Consider the following 13,358-nt stretch of genomic DNA (forward strand, 5'->3'; position numbering starts at 1 on the left):
TACGTTAGAGAACAAGAATTGTTCGCATTGTAGAGGTGGAAACCTGCTGACGGCAATCGGCGCTGATCGGATCTCTTTTGCGTATGAGAATATTTATCATTAATATCGCGCCCTGGCCTCGTGATTGTCCCCTGGCCTCACCGGTTCCAAGGTCGAAACATGAAAGCAATTCCCGTGTCCTACCGATTGGCCGTCACTTCCCGGGTGCTGGCCGCCGTGCTGGGTGGCTATATCGTCGCGGCATTGGCCAGTGTCAGCCTGAGCCTGTGGGTGCCGATGGTTCGCGCCGACGCCGTGGTGACCGGGATGATGACCTCGTTTCTGGCTTACCTCGGCGTGGTGATCTGGTGTTTTGCCTGCCGTACGGCCTGGCGGGCCTGGCTCGGAGTGATTGTGCCGGGGTTGGTGCTGGCGGCGCTGTCGGGCCTGGCGTACTGGATGGGCCGCTCATGAAAGAGGGTTTTCGCCAGGCGATGGCCTGGCTGCACACCTGGGCCGGGTTGATCTTCGGCTGGTTGCTGTTCGCGATTTTCCTGACCGGAACGCTGGCTTATTTCAAGGACGAGATCAGCCACTGGATGCAGCCGGAAATCCCTGCGCGCTCGGTGACCACCGAAGCCAGCCTGACCGTGGCGCAGAACTACCTTCAACAACACGCCGCCGGCGCCTCGCGCTGGCTCATCGACCTGCCCGATGCCCGCGAACCCGGACTGTCGGTGCGCTGGCAGCAAACCCCGGCCAAACGTGGCGAGCGCGGGCAGTTCACGGAAAAACTCCTCGATCCGCAAACCGGCGCCGAAGTGCAGGGCCGGGAAACCACCGGTGGCGAGTTTTTCTATCGCTTCCACTTTCAACTGCAGATGCCTTATCCATGGGGACGCTGGCTCTCGACCATCGCCGCCATGGTGATGTTCGTCGCGCTGATCAGCGGGATCATCACCCACAAGAAAATCTTCAAGGACTTCTTCACCTTCCGCCCGCGCAAGGGCCAGCGCTCCTGGCTCGACGGGCATAACGCGGTGGGCGTGCTGGTGCTGCCATTTCACCTGATGATCACTTACAGCAGCCTGGTGATTTTCATGTCGATGGTGATGCCGGCGAGCATCCTGGCCTCCTACAACGGTGATGTCCGGGCGTTTTTCGATGACGTGTTTCCGCAGTCCGCGACACCGCCGCTGGCAGGCAAACCGGCGGCGCTGGCATCCCTGGCGCCGCTGCTGGAACAGGCGCGCGAGCAATGGTCGGGCGGGCATGTCGGGCGGCTGACGGTGAACAACCCGGGCGACGCGAACGCCTCGGTGGTGCTGGTGCGTGACAGCGCCGACCGCGTGGTCCACGACTTCGGCAGTGCCGTGACCTTCAACGGTGTGACCGGGGAACTGCTCGGCACGACCCCGGAGCAATCGCTGCCGAGGGCAATTGCCGGCAGTTTCTACGGTTTGCACATGGGCCGTTTCGCCGACCCGGTGTTGCGCTGGTTGTACTTCATTTGCGGGTTGGCCGGCACGGCGATGATCGGCACCGGGTTGGTGATCTGGCTCGGCAAGCGTCAGCTCAAGCACGTTAAAAGCGGCGTCATGCCGTTCGAGTTGCGGCTGGTGGAAGTGCTGAACATCGCCAGCATGTCGGGGCTGATGGTCGCGGTGGCGGCGTTCTTCTGGGCCAATCGCGTGTTGCCGATGGCGATGGCGGGGCGCGCGGATTGGGAAGTGAACAGCTTCTTCATCGTCTGGGCTTTGAGCGTACTGCATGCCGTGGTCCGTCGGGGGCGCGCGGCATGGGTCGAGCAATTGGCGCTGGCGGCGCTGCTGTTCGGCGCGGTGCCGTTGCTGAACGCGCTGACCACGCCGTATCACCTGGGCGTGACGCTGGCGCAGGGCGATTGGGCGATGGCCGGTTTCGATTTGACCTGCCTTGTCAGTGGTGTGTTTTTCGCCTGGGCTGCGTGGAAAATGCAGCGCGCAGGACAGGTTGAAACTGTCGCCCGCCAGCGCGTTCAACCGATCACCCTTGAGCAGGAGGCGAACTGAATGTTGCTGGCCCTGTTGCTCTGCTACGGCGGTTTTACCGCGCTGTGTTTATCGATGGATCGGCACCACGCCGAACTGCTGGGGCGCAAACCGTCGACCCGTCGTCGGCAACTGATGACGCTCGCTGGCTGGTTGTTGCTGGCCCTGTCGCTGTGGGCGGCGGTGGCTGCGACCGGTTGGGGGCTGGGCCTCGTGGAATGGTGTGCGGTGTTGATGCTCAGCGCGTTGTTGCTGGTGCTGTTGCTGCCCTATCGCCCGCGCCTGGCGTTGTCGCTGGCCGGTGTGAGCCTGCTGGTCAGCCCCGTTGCCTTGTTTGCGCAGTATTGAGCCGATGATCAGCAGCCCACCGGATTCCCACGACGAAGAACCTCGCGGGGCGCGTGCGCATTTCCTCCAGGTGTTCTTGTCCCAGCGTTCGCAAATGGAGGCGCTGGTGAACCGTCGCGTAGGGTGCCGGGCGACGGCGGCGGATCTGGTGCAGGATTTGTTTCTGCGTTTCTGGCGTCGGCCGCTGGTGCAGGTCGAAGAGCTCAGCACCTACCTGTTGCGCTGCGCCGGCAACATCGCCATCGACCATTTGCGCAGCGAAGGCACGCGGGTGCGGGTCACCGAAGGCTGGCAACCGGATCAGCCGGACAGCCACGGCAGCGAACCGCAAGCGGCATTGGAAGCCGGCAACGATTTGCGCCACGTCGAAGCGGCACTGCGCGCGTTGCCCGAGCGCACGCGGCAGATCTTTCTGCTCAACCGCATTCATGGTCGCAAGTACGCCGAGATCGCCAAGGCGATGGGCTTGTCCCAAAGTGCCGTGGAAAAACATATGATGCGCGCCCTCGAAGCCTGCAAGGCTAGCCTGCGGGAAACCGAACCGCGCACGCCAAGGAAAGCACCGTGAAGCCGCTTGATCGCCTTACCCCGACGCCAGACCAGGAACAGGCCGCTTTCGCCTGGCTGAGTCTGTTGCATGACCAGCCGAGCAGCGGCGATCAGGCTACGTTCAGCCGTTGGCTAAAGGCCGATCCCGCGCATGCCGAGGCGTACGCCCAGGCGCAAGTAGTGTGGGAACTGACCGAAGCGCCGGCGCGAACCCTGGCCAGCGAAGACGCATTCGCCTTGCAGGGCTACCTCAACGCGATGAATCACCCGCGCCGCCGCCCTGTCCGGCGTTGGTCCGGTGCGCTGGCAATGGCGGCGTGCCTGCTGTTGATGATCAGCCTCGGCGCGGGCTGGCAGCCGCTGCGCTGGGCCGATGATCTGGGCGCTGATTATGTCTCGGCGCCGGGAGAAATCCGCACGGTGACGCTGGCGGATCAATCGCAAGTGACCCTGGATGCCGACAGCGCCATCGCGGTGGATTTCAGTCGTGGCGAGCGTCACGTGCAACTGCGTCGCGGCGCTGGTTTTTTCAGCGTGACCCATACGGGCGAGCCGTTTGTGGTGGACGCTGAAAAAGGCCAGGCGCGGGTGTTGGGCACCCAGTTCGAAGTGCGTCTGCAACCCCATGGCGCGCAAGTGACCGTGTTGTCCGGCCGGGTGGGCGTGACGGCGGAGCGGCATGCCGAACAGCAAATCCTGACCGCCGGCCAACAAGTGGCTTACGGCGAGGGCAGGGCGGAAAAACTGCAGGCCGTGGACAGTGAAGCGCAATTGGCCTGGCGCCAGGGCTGGCTCAATTACTACAAGGCCAGCCTGGCCGACGTGGTGCAGGATTTGCGCCGTTACTACCCGGGGCGGATTGTGCTGCTCAATGATGAATTGGCGGCGCGGCGGATCAGCGGCAGCTTTCCGAGCAAGGATCCGCAGGCGGTGTTGAGTTCGTTGCAGGGGGTGATGGGGTTTGAGCAGCATGCTGTGGGAAGTCTGATTATTTTGCGGTGAGGCGTCTGGCCTCATCGCCGGCAAGCCGGCTCCTACAGGGAAACGCATTCCAATTGTAGGAGCCGGCTTGCCGGCGATGGCGGCCTCCCAAACAACACATCAACGCCCAAATAAAAAATATTTTCAAAATGCAGGTGAGGTAAACCCGAGCCCCATCCGTGTAGTGACTGAAACTGCGAGTCATTCGCATCCGTAGTGGTTCTACACAGGTCATGAGCAATGAAGTCCAGGGCAAAATCGGGTTCGGTCAAACAGTGGTTGGGCGCTTCGGCGCTGAGCATTTCGGCATTGGCATTGTTGCCCTTGAGCGTGGCGCAGGCCGCCGAGGCCGGCACGTCGCAGCAGCGTGCGCAGTTCAATTTTGCGATCGCCGCCAAACCGCTGCCCCAGGCCTTGAGCGACTTCAGCCGGCTCACCGGTATCAGCGTGGTCTACACCGATGAAGCGCCCTATGGCCTGAACGCGCCAGCCGTCAGCGGGCAGATGAGCGCCGAACAGGCGATCCAGCGTTTGCTCGGCGGTTCGGGCCTGACCTTCCGCCGTACCGATGCGCACACCATGGCCCTGGAACCGCAGCCCACCGAAGGCGCCCTGAACCTGGGTGCGACCACCATCACCTCGGTGATGGATCAAAGCATGAGCTACCAGCCGCCACCGACCAGTTCGGTGATGCGCTCGTCGGCCCTGCTCCAGGAAATTCCCCAGACCGTCAACGTGATCCCGGCCCAGGTCATTCGCGACCAGGCGCCGCGCAACCTCGATGACGCGCTGGCCAACGTCAGTGGCATCACCCAGGGCAACACGCTTGGGAGCACCCAGGATTCGGTGATGACCCGCGGCTTCGGTGACAACCGTAACGGTTCGATCATGCGCGACGGCATGCCGGTGGTGCAGGGCCGTGGCCTCAACGCCACCGTCGACCGGATCGAAGTGCTCAAGGGCCCGGCCTCGTTGCTCTACGGCATTCAGGACCCGGGCGGCGTGGTCAACATGGTCAGCAAGAAGCCGGAACTGGAGCAGTACAACGCCTTGACCCTGCGCGGCTCGACCTACGGCGACGGCAAGAACGGCAGCGGCGGCGGTCTCGACAGCACCGGCGCGCTGGGTGATTCGGGGTTGGCGTACCGCATGGTGCTGGACCACGAAGACGAAGATTACTGGCGCAACTTCGGCACCCACCGCGAGACGCTGGTGGCGCCGTCGCTGGCCTGGTTCGGTGAAAGCACCAAGCTGCTGTTCGCCTACGAGCACCGTGAATTCCTGACCCCGTTCGACCGTGGCACGCTGATCGACCCGCGCGACAACCACCCGCTGGACATCTCCCGCGAGCGCCGTCTCGACGAGCCGTTCAACAACATGGAAGGGCGTTCGGACCTGTACCACTTCGAGGCCGACCACGAGCTCAACGACAACTGGAAAGCGCACTTCGGCTACAGCTGGAACCGCGAGACCTACGACGCCAGCCAGGTGCGTGTCACGGCGATCAACACCGCCAAAGGCACGCTGACCCGCAGCATGGACGGCACGCAAAACGCGATCAGCACCGACCGCTTCGCCACTGCCAGCCTCGAAGGCAAGGTCAATGCGCTGGGCATGCAACATGACCTGGTGTTCGGCATCGATGACGAGTACCGCAAGATCTACCGTGAAGACCTGATCCGCCAGAAAAGCCAGACCACCTTCAGCTACCTCAACCCGGTCTATGGCCGTGAAGTCGCCGGCACCACGGTCAGCCCGGCCGACAGTGCGCAGACCGATCTGCTGCGCAGCGATTCGGTGTTCCTGCAGGACTCGATCCATCTCACCGACCAGTGGATTCTGGTAGCAGGCGGACGGTTCCAGGAGTACGACCAGTACGCCGGCAAAGGCGTGCCGTTCAAGGCCAATACCGACAGCAACGGCCAGAAATGGGTGCCGCGCGCCGGTCTTGTGTACAAGTACACCGACGCGTTGTCGTTCTACGGCAGCTACACCGAGTCGTTCAAACCCAACTCGACCATCGCCCCGTTGAGCGGCAGCACCACGGTGCTCGACGGCAGCATCGCGCCGGAAGAAGCCAAGTCCTGGGAAGTCGGCGCCAAGCTGGATATGCCGGGGCGTTTGACGGGTAACGTCGCGCTGTTCGACATCAAGAAACGCAATGTGCTGGTGGCCAACGCCGAAGGTCCGGTGACGCTCTACAGCGCGGCGGGTGAAGTGCGTTCCCGTGGTCTGGAAATGGATTTGACCGGCCAGCTCAGCGACCGCTGGAGCATGATCGGCAGCTACGCCTACACCGATGCCGAAGTCACCGAAGACCCGACCTACAAAGGTAAAAAACTGCAGAACGTGGCGAAAAACAGCGGCTCGCTGTCGGCGGTCTACGACTTCGGCACCATCGTCGGTGGCGATCAGTTGCGGGTCGGCGCAGGGGCGCGGTATGTCGGGGAGCGGGCGGGTAACGCGGTGAATGATTTCGACCTGCCGAGCTACACCGTGGCGGACGCCTTCGCCACCTACGACACCAAGGTTGAAGGGCAGAAGGTCAAGTTTCAGTTGAACGTGAAGAACCTGTTTGACCGCACTTACTACACGTCGGCGGCGAGCCGGTTCTTTGTGTCGATGGGGGATTCGCGGCAGGTTTCGCTCTCAAGCACTTTGGAGTTCTGATCACAGACCGCGTCATCGTTCATCGCGAGCGGGCTCGCTCCCACAATTGGAATGCATTCCCCTGTGGGAGCGAGACCGGCTTGCCGGCGATGGCGTACTTTGGGTTATCGCAAAAACGCCTGCCGATACTCGCCAGGCGTCCCACCGAGCACCTGGCGAAACCGATTGGTGAAATGACTCGCACTGGCAAACCCGCACGCCAATGCAATCTCCCCCAACGGCTGCGATGTCGTGCGCAACAACTCTCGCGCCCGGCTCATGCGCCGCGCCAGCACATATTGATGGGGCGGCAAGCCGAAACTCTCGCGGAACATCCGCGCAAAGTGATACTCCGACAGCGCACACAACCCCGCCAACTGCCCCAGGCTGATCGCCTCGTCCAATTGACTGTCGATGAACTCCACCAGTTGCCGCCGCTGGTGCGCCGCCAACCCGCCCTTGAGTCGCAAGCCGTCGCGCATGCCCACCTGGCCGAGCAACACGTGGCTGAGCATTTCGTGAGCCAGGCTGCTGGTCAGCAGGCGTTCGCCGGGCTCGTCCCAATTGAGCGTGAGCATGTGGCGAAAACGCCGGGCTTGCTCCGGGTCATCGAGAAAGGTGCCTTCGCGCAATTGCAGTTCGCGCGGTTCGCGGTCCAGCAACGTGACGCAGCCGAGGGCGAATTGTTCGGGGCTGAAATACAGGTGGGCCAGGCGAATGTCGCCGTTGATCACCCAGCCTGACTGATGGTCGGCGGGCAGGATGCACAGTTTGTCCGGGCCGCCCTTGGTGCCGGGCTGATCGCGGCGAAAGGTGCCGGTGCCGCCGGCGATGTAGCAGGACAAGGTGTGGTGGCTCGGCGCCTCGTAATCCTGGGCGTCGTGATGGTTGCTCCACAAGGCTGCAGCCATGCCGTCACCGAGCTCGGCACTGTGCTCGAGGCGAGCATTGGGCGAGCGGTTGAGGGCTTGAAAGACTTGTAAAGATTCCAGTGCGGGCATGATCGCTTCTCTCCAACGCTTTGCATCCTACTCCGTAGACGTTGGCCTGCCAGCCCGCCGGCCGACAAAAGCGCAAGTTTATGCAAGTGCAGCAGGCTTCGGCGCAGGACACTGATGACCTATTGAGGAGTGTTTGCCATGAACCTGTCGTTGTATTTGCTGACCGTGCTGATCTGGGGCACCACCTGGATTGCCCTGAAATGGCAACTGGGCGTGGTGGCGATTCCGGTGTCGATCGTCTATCGCTTCGGCCTCGCGGCGCTGGTGCTGTTCGTCATGCTGTTGCTCAGCCGCAAGCTGCAAGTGATGAACCGTCGCGGGCACCTGATTTGTCTGGCGCAGGGCTTGTGCCTGTTTTGCATCAACTTCATGTGCTTCCTGACCGCCAGTCAGTGGATACCGAGTGGCCTGGTGGCCGTGGTGTTTTCCACCGCCACGCTGTGGAATGCCCTGAATGCGCGGGTGTTCTTCGGTCAGAAAATTGCGCGCAATGTGCTGTTGGGCGGCGCGCTCGGTTTGTTCGGGCTGGGCTTGCTGTTCTGGCCGGAACTGGCCGGCCACACCGCCAGCCCGGAAACCTTGCTCGGCCTGGGTCTGGCCTTGCTCGGCACGCTGTGCTTTTCGGCGGGCAACATGCTGTCGAGCCTGCAACAGAAGGCCGGTCTCAAACCGCTGACCACCAACGCCTGGGGCATGGCGTATGGCGCGGCGATGCTGTCGGTGTGGTGCCTGGTCAAAGGCATTCCGTTCGATATGGAATGGAACGCGCGCTACATCGGCTCGTTGTTGTACCTGGTGATCCCGGGCTCGGTGATCGGTTTCACCGCCTACCTGACGCTGGTCGGCCGCATGGGCCCCGAGCGCGCGGCCTATTGCACGGTGTTGTTCCCGGTGGTGGCGCTCAATGTCTCGGCGTTTGTCGAAGGCTACCAATGGACCCCACCGGCGCTGGTCGGGCTGGTGCTGGTGATGCTGGGCAACGTGCTGGTGTTCCGTAAACCCAAGGCGCCGGTGGTGCAGGGGAATGGCAAGCTGGCTTGAACCTGCTCCGGGCCGGGCGCGGTGTGTTTAGCGTTCGGTCCGGATCGATATATAGATTAATACGGGCAAGATAAAGTCGATCACATATTGGGCCCAGTCTTTGTAATTCCAGTGTGGCGACTTGTCCATGTTGAACCATTCGATGCCAATGACCTGGAAGCAGACATAGTAAATAAAAATACTGATCATCAGTCCGATGATCGCGAACTTCTTTGCCTCGTGAAATTTCTTTGCACTGTCGTTCAGGGTTTTGAATAAATGATAAGTTCCAATCATGCAGTACGAAGTGAATAAAACTTCGAGGGTAATGAGCAGCCAGTAAATCCGGTGGTGGGCTATCGGGGAGGTAATAGCTCGGAATGCGTATTTCGGGTTCGCGGGGGTGGTGTCCATACTCAGGATGTGAGCGAGGAACTCATAGTTTGTCGAGTAATCGGCAAAGTTGTTGTAGTTGATCAGCAAGCCGAAAAAAGTCATGAATAACATGAGGGTGGCTTTGCTGATTCTGATGGTTTGATCGATTGATAAGTCATTCAAGGTTATTGTTCTCCGAGTCTTGTTCCCGTTTCGGGTTTAAGTAAGGAGAGTCTATAACTTAGTTGGTTTTTTGAGTGTTGGACTGAATTGCAAAGTGTGTATTGCCAGCGTGCTTTATTGTAGGAGCGAGCTTGCTCGCGATGGACTTGAATTCGCCGCGTCTTTTCAGACAGTTCGCGTTTTCGTTAACGACCATCGCGAGCAGGCTCGCTCCTACAAGGTTGAATCAGCCTTTCCAGACCTGCGGGTTCACCAGATCCTGCGGCCGCTCACCCAGCAATGCGCTGCGCAGGTTGGCCAGGGCACGGTTGGCCATCGCTTCGCGGGTTTCATGGGTCGCCGAACCAATGTGCGGTAGGGTCACTGCGTTTTTCAGCTGGAACAGGGGCGATTCGGCCAGCGGTTCTTTCTCGTAGACATCCAGCCCGGCGCCACGGATCCGGTTGTTTTGCAGCGCCTCGATCAGCGCCGGTTCGTCCACCACGGGACCGCGGGCGATGTTGATCAGGATGGCGCCCGGTTTCATCAGCGCCAGTTCCCGGCGGCTGATCAGGTGCCGGGTCTTTTCACTGAGCGGCACCACCAGGCAGACGAAGTCAGCCTCGGCCAGCAGCTCGTCCAGGCTGCGGAATTGCGCACCGAGCTCTTGTTCCAGCGCGGTTTTACGGCTGTTGCCGCTGTAGAGAATCGGCATGTTGAAACCGAGCCGACCGCGACGGGCAATGGCCGCGCCGATGTTGCCCATGCCGACGATGCCCAGGGTCTTGCCGTAAACATCCGTGCCGAACAGCGGCGCGCCAACGGTGGCCTGCCATTGGCCGGCCTTGGTCCAGGCGTCCAGCTCGGCAACGCGTCGCGCGCTGCTCATGATCAGGGAGAAGGCCAGGTCCGCGGTGCTCTCGGTGAGGACATCCGGCGTGTTGGTCAGCATGATCCCGCGTTCGTTGAAATAGGCGACGTCGTAGTTGTCGTAGCCGACCGATACGCTGGAGACCACTTCCAGTTGGCTCGCGTTTTCCAGTTGCTCCCGGCCGAGTTTGCGACCCACGCCGATCAGGCCATGGGCCTGCGGCAACGCTTCGTTGAACTGGGCGTTGATGTCGCCGTTCTTGGGGTTCGGGACGATGACGTCGAAGTCCTGCTGGAGGCGTTCGATCATTTCGGGAGTGACGCGACTGAAGGCGAGGACGGTCTTTTTCATGGGAGGAGGGCTCGTCGGGCGTGGAGAATGCCAAGCACGCTAACATTCTTCCCTGGCGTTGCGCGAGTCTTCGGATGTACAGATATCCCTGTAGGAGCGAGCTTGCTCGCGATAAACCCGAGAGCACCGTTGCGTATCAGGTTTACCTCGTCATCGTTAACGACCATCGCGAGCAGGCTCGCTCCCACAGGGGTGATGTTTGGGTGTCAGTTCGCCAACCGTGCGCCAGCCAGGCTGCCGCTCAACTCATATGCCGCCAGCTCCGCCTGATGCGCCGACAGAATTTCCGGCAACGACCCGCGCAGGTACTCGACCCACGTCTTGATCTTCGCATCCAGGTACTGTCGCGACGGGTAGATCGCATACAGGTTCAGTTCCTGCGAGCGGTAGTTCGGCATCACCCGCACCAGCGAGCCGTTGCGCAGCCCTTCAATCGCCGCATACACCGGCAGCACGCCAACGCCCATGCCGCTGGTGATCGCGGTTTTCATCGCGTCGGCGGAGTTCACCAGGAAGGGTGAGCTGTTAATGGTGACCATTTCCTGGCCCTCAGGCCCATCGAAGGTCCACTTCTCCAGCGGAATCACCGGGCTCACCAGGCGCAGGCAGGCATGGTTCAGCAGATCGCTGGGTTTTTGCGCGCAGCCGTTGGCTTTTACATAGGCTGGCGACGCACACACGATGCTGTAGGTGATGCCCAGACGCTGGGAAACAAAACCCGAGTCCGGCAGTTCGCTGGCGAGGACGATGGACACGTCGTAACCCTCGTCGAGCAGGTCCGGCACGCGGTTGGCCATGGTCAGGTCGAAGGTCACGTCGGGGTGGGTCTTGCGATAGCGGGCGATCGCATCGATCACGAAATGCTGACCGATGCCGGTCATGGTGTGCACTTTCAGCTGCCCGGCCGGGCGCGCGTGGGCATCGCTGGCTTCGGCCTCGGCTTCTTCGACGTAGGCCAGGATCTGTTCGCAACGCAACAGATAGCGCTTGCCGGCCTCGGTCAGGGCGATGCGGCGGGTGGTGCGATTGAGCAGGCGGGTTTGCAGATGGGCTTCCAGGTTGGAGACCGCGCGCGAGACGTTGGCCGTCGTGGTGTCGAGTTGCACGGCGGCGGCGGTGAAGCTGCCGGCCTCGGCCACGTAACTGAAGGCGCGCATGTTTTGCAAAGTGTCCATGGGGTGCTCTCGGGTTCGATGGCAAATTGTGACACGAAGTTTCAGAGTCTGAGACCCCGACAAAGGGATTATCGCGTGAACGGTAACAAAGATTCACAGGATTCCCAGCTTATCGCCATCTAACCCGCTCTCTAGAATTACGCCACCGCTGAAACATCAAACCTTGTGGGAGCGAGCCTGCTCGCGAAGGGGCCGTCATGGTCAACATTGACGTTGCCTGATCCAACGCCATCGCGAGCAGGCTCGCTCCCACAAGGGGCGCGGTGACCGTTCCCCAAAAATTTTGTGCTTCCCCTATTTCAGGAAATCGCAGCAGTGCCGCGTCGCATCAACAGAGCGCTTCAGACGCTCAGTGTTTTGGCTTTAACCCTGGCAATCAGCGGCTGCATCGGAACCGCCGGCATTGCCCCGCAAGGCAAGGCACTGGAGGCCGATTCACTGGCCACCGACGACGCCATCCAGAGCGCCGCGCAGGACGCCCATTGGCCCACCGCGCAATGGTGGCAAGCCTACGGCGACCCGCAACTGAACCGCTGGATCGACCTCGCGCTGCAAGGCAGCCCGACTATGGCGATGGCGGCCGCGCGGGTGCGTCAGGCCAAATCCATGGCCGGCATTGCCGAGTCCGCGGAGTCGCTGCAGATCAACGGCGAATCCACCCTCAAACGGCACAACTGGCCTACCGACCAATTCTACGGGCCGGGCGATCTGGCCAACGCGACGACCTGGGACAACAACGCCGCGCTGGGCTTCAGCTACGCCCTCGACCTCTGGGGCCGCGAAAGCAACGCCACCGAGCGCGCCGTGGACATGGCGCACATGAGCGCCGCTGAAGCACGCCTGGCCCAGCTCGAATTGCAGAACAACATCGTGCGCGCCTACATCGAACTCTCGCTGCACTACGCGCAGCGGGACATCGTCGCCGCGACCCTGAAACAGCAGCAGCAGATTCTCGACCTGGCGCAAAAGCGTCTCGACCACGGCATCGGCACCCATTTCGAAGTCAGCCAGGCCGAAACGCCACTGCCGGAAACTCACCGCCAGCTCGACGCCCTCGATGAAGAAATCGCCCTGAGCCGCAACCAACTCGCGGCTCTCGCAGGCAAAGGCCCGGGCGATGGCGCGCAGTTGCAACGGCCGACACTGGTGCTGGGCGCTCCGCTGAAACTGCCGTCGTCGTTGCCGGCGCAACTGCTCGGCCAGCGTCCGGACGTGGTTGCCAGTCGCTGGCAAGTGGCGGCGCAGGCGCGGGGCATCGATGTGGCCCACGCCGGTTTCTATCCCAACGTCGACCTGGTCGGCAGCCTCGGCTACATGGCCACCGGCGGCGGGGCACTGGAATTCCTGACCGGCAAAAAGCTCAACTACAACGTCGGTCCGGCGATCTCCTTGCCGATCTTCGACGGTGGACGCCTGCGTGCCGAGCTGGGTGAAGCCTCCGCCGGTTATGACATCGCCGTGGCCAGGTACAACCAGACGCTGGTCAATGCGTTGAAGAACATCTCCGACCAGTTGATCCGCCGCGAGTCCATGGACAAGCAGCAAACCTTCGCCGCCGAGTCCGTCGCCACGGCGCAGAAGACCTACGACATCGCGATGATCGCCTACCAGCGCGGGCTCACCGACTACCTGAACGTGCTTAACGCACAGACCTTGTTGTTCAAGCAGCAGCAGGTGCAGCAGCAGGTTCAGGCCGCGCGCCTCAGTGCCCACGCCGAACTGGTGACGGCCCTCGGTGGCGGGCTCGGGGCGGGTGACGATGTGCCAAAAGACAGCCAGACCGCCGCCCCGAAAACCCCGGCGCTTCTGCAGAGCCTCTCGAATTGAACACAAACCCTGTAGGAGCGAGCCTGCTCGCGATAGCGGT

The 13,358-nt window shown here is 61.8% G+C and carries 12 protein-coding genes; 8 read left to right on the forward strand and 4 right to left on the reverse strand.

The annotated features are described in order from the left end of the window. Positions 1-159 precede the first annotated feature (159 nt). The 6 genes from ACF6ZU_RS17380 to ACF6ZU_RS17405 all read left to right on the forward strand — a co-directional run bounded on the left by ACF6ZU_RS17380 (position 160) and on the right by ACF6ZU_RS17405 (position 6,557). A complete protein-coding gene (locus ACF6ZU_RS17380) occupies positions 160-453 on the forward strand; it encodes a DUF3649 domain-containing protein (RefSeq protein ID WP_392885421.1) in 294 nt (97 codons plus the stop codon). After that, on the forward strand, positions 450-2,030 hold the full coding sequence (locus ACF6ZU_RS17385) for a PepSY-associated TM helix domain-containing protein (RefSeq protein ID WP_392885423.1): 1,581 nt from the start codon (positions 450-452) through the stop codon (positions 2,028-2,030). Before ACF6ZU_RS17380 ends, ACF6ZU_RS17385 begins: the two co-directional genes overlap by 4 nt. Next, entirely contained in the window at positions 2,031-2,357 is a 327-nt protein-coding gene (locus ACF6ZU_RS17390; RefSeq protein WP_392885425.1) for a DUF3325 domain-containing protein, read from the forward strand. Between the two features lie 4 nt (positions 2,358-2,361). After that, on the forward strand, positions 2,362-2,925 hold the full coding sequence (locus ACF6ZU_RS17395; protein WP_392885427.1) for an RNA polymerase sigma factor: 564 nt from the start codon (positions 2,362-2,364) through the stop codon (positions 2,923-2,925). Continuing rightward, positions 2,922-3,908, forward strand: a complete 987-nt coding sequence (locus tag ACF6ZU_RS17400) for a FecR family protein (protein ID WP_392885429.1) — start codon at positions 2,922-2,924, stop codon at positions 3,906-3,908. The genes ACF6ZU_RS17395 and ACF6ZU_RS17400 overlap by 4 nt, the downstream gene beginning before the upstream one ends. Positions 3,909-4,127: 219 nt before the next feature. Beyond that, positions 4,128-6,557, forward strand: coding sequence for a TonB-dependent siderophore receptor (locus ACF6ZU_RS17405; RefSeq protein ID WP_392885431.1), 2,430 nt, complete (start codon positions 4,128-4,130; stop codon positions 6,555-6,557). Positions 6,558-6,661: 104 nt separating this feature from the next. On the opposite strand, the gene ACF6ZU_RS17410 is transcribed toward ACF6ZU_RS17405, so the two are convergent. Further along, positions 6,662-7,537, reverse strand: coding sequence for a helix-turn-helix transcriptional regulator (locus ACF6ZU_RS17410; protein WP_392885433.1), 876 nt, complete (start codon positions 7,535-7,537; stop codon positions 6,662-6,664). A 138-nt stretch (positions 7,538-7,675) separates the two neighbouring features. Here ACF6ZU_RS17410 and ACF6ZU_RS17415 point away from each other — a divergent pair, with 138 nt between their 5' ends. Then, complete coding sequence (locus ACF6ZU_RS17415; RefSeq protein ID WP_392885435.1) at positions 7,676-8,578, forward strand: DMT family transporter; 903 nt, start codon at positions 7,676-7,678, stop codon at positions 8,576-8,578. Between the two features lie 27 nt (positions 8,579-8,605). Here the strand turns inward: ACF6ZU_RS17415 and ACF6ZU_RS17420 are convergent, their stop codons facing one another. The 3 genes from ACF6ZU_RS17420 to ACF6ZU_RS17430 all read right to left on the reverse strand — a co-directional run bounded on the left by ACF6ZU_RS17420 (position 8,606) and on the right by ACF6ZU_RS17430 (position 11,491). Next, entirely contained in the window at positions 8,606-9,115 is a 510-nt protein-coding gene (locus tag ACF6ZU_RS17420) for a DUF2165 domain-containing protein (RefSeq protein ID WP_392885437.1), read from the reverse strand. Positions 9,116-9,341: 226 nt separating this feature from the next. Further along, positions 9,342-10,316 carry a 2-hydroxyacid dehydrogenase gene (locus ACF6ZU_RS17425; protein ID WP_392885439.1) on the reverse strand — a complete coding sequence of 325 codons (975 nt, stop codon included), beginning with the start codon at positions 10,314-10,316 and terminating at the stop codon, positions 9,342-9,344. Between the two features lie 206 nt (positions 10,317-10,522). After that, positions 10,523-11,491, reverse strand: coding sequence for a LysR family transcriptional regulator (locus ACF6ZU_RS17430; protein WP_392885441.1), 969 nt, complete (start codon positions 11,489-11,491; stop codon positions 10,523-10,525). A gap of 315 nt (positions 11,492-11,806) precedes the next feature. Between ACF6ZU_RS17430 and ACF6ZU_RS17435 the strand changes: the two genes are divergently transcribed. Continuing rightward, on the forward strand, positions 11,807-13,318 hold the full coding sequence (locus ACF6ZU_RS17435) for an efflux transporter outer membrane subunit (RefSeq protein ID WP_392885443.1): 1,512 nt from the start codon (positions 11,807-11,809) through the stop codon (positions 13,316-13,318). The last annotated feature ends 40 nt before the right edge of the window (positions 13,319-13,358 follow it).

It is taken from the genome of Pseudomonas migulae (assembly GCF_043225285.1).
In the GTDB taxonomy this organism is placed as follows: Bacteria; Pseudomonadota; Gammaproteobacteria; order Pseudomonadales; family Pseudomonadaceae; genus Aquipseudomonas; species Aquipseudomonas migulae_C.

Excerpts from the sequence above, each read along its gene's own strand:
- ACF6ZU_RS17425 (WP_392885439.1), bottom strand. The coding sequence starts at position 10,316 with ATGAAAAAGACCGTCCTCGCCTTCAGTCGCGTCACTCCCGAAATGATC.
- ACF6ZU_RS17410 (WP_392885433.1), bottom strand. The coding sequence starts at position 7,537 with ATGCCCGCACTGGAATCTTTACAAGTCTTTCAAGCCCTCAACCGCTCG.
- ACF6ZU_RS17430 (WP_392885441.1), bottom strand. The coding sequence starts at position 11,491 with ATGGACACTTTGCAAAACATGCGCGCCTTCAGTTACGTGGCCGAGGCC.
- ACF6ZU_RS17385 (WP_392885423.1), top strand. The coding sequence starts at position 450 with ATGAAAGAGGGTTTTCGCCAGGCGATGGCCTGGCTGCACACCTGGGCC.
- ACF6ZU_RS17405 (WP_392885431.1), top strand. The coding sequence starts at position 4,128 with ATGAAGTCCAGGGCAAAATCGGGTTCGGTCAAACAGTGGTTGGGCGCT.
- ACF6ZU_RS17380 (WP_392885421.1), top strand. The coding sequence starts at position 160 with ATGAAAGCAATTCCCGTGTCCTACCGATTGGCCGTCACTTCCCGGGTG.
- ACF6ZU_RS17390 (WP_392885425.1), top strand. The coding sequence starts at position 2,031 with ATGTTGCTGGCCCTGTTGCTCTGCTACGGCGGTTTTACCGCGCTGTGT.
- ACF6ZU_RS17415 (WP_392885435.1), top strand. The coding sequence starts at position 7,676 with ATGAACCTGTCGTTGTATTTGCTGACCGTGCTGATCTGGGGCACCACC.
- ACF6ZU_RS17395 (WP_392885427.1), top strand. The coding sequence starts at position 2,362 with ATGATCAGCAGCCCACCGGATTCCCACGACGAAGAACCTCGCGGGGCG.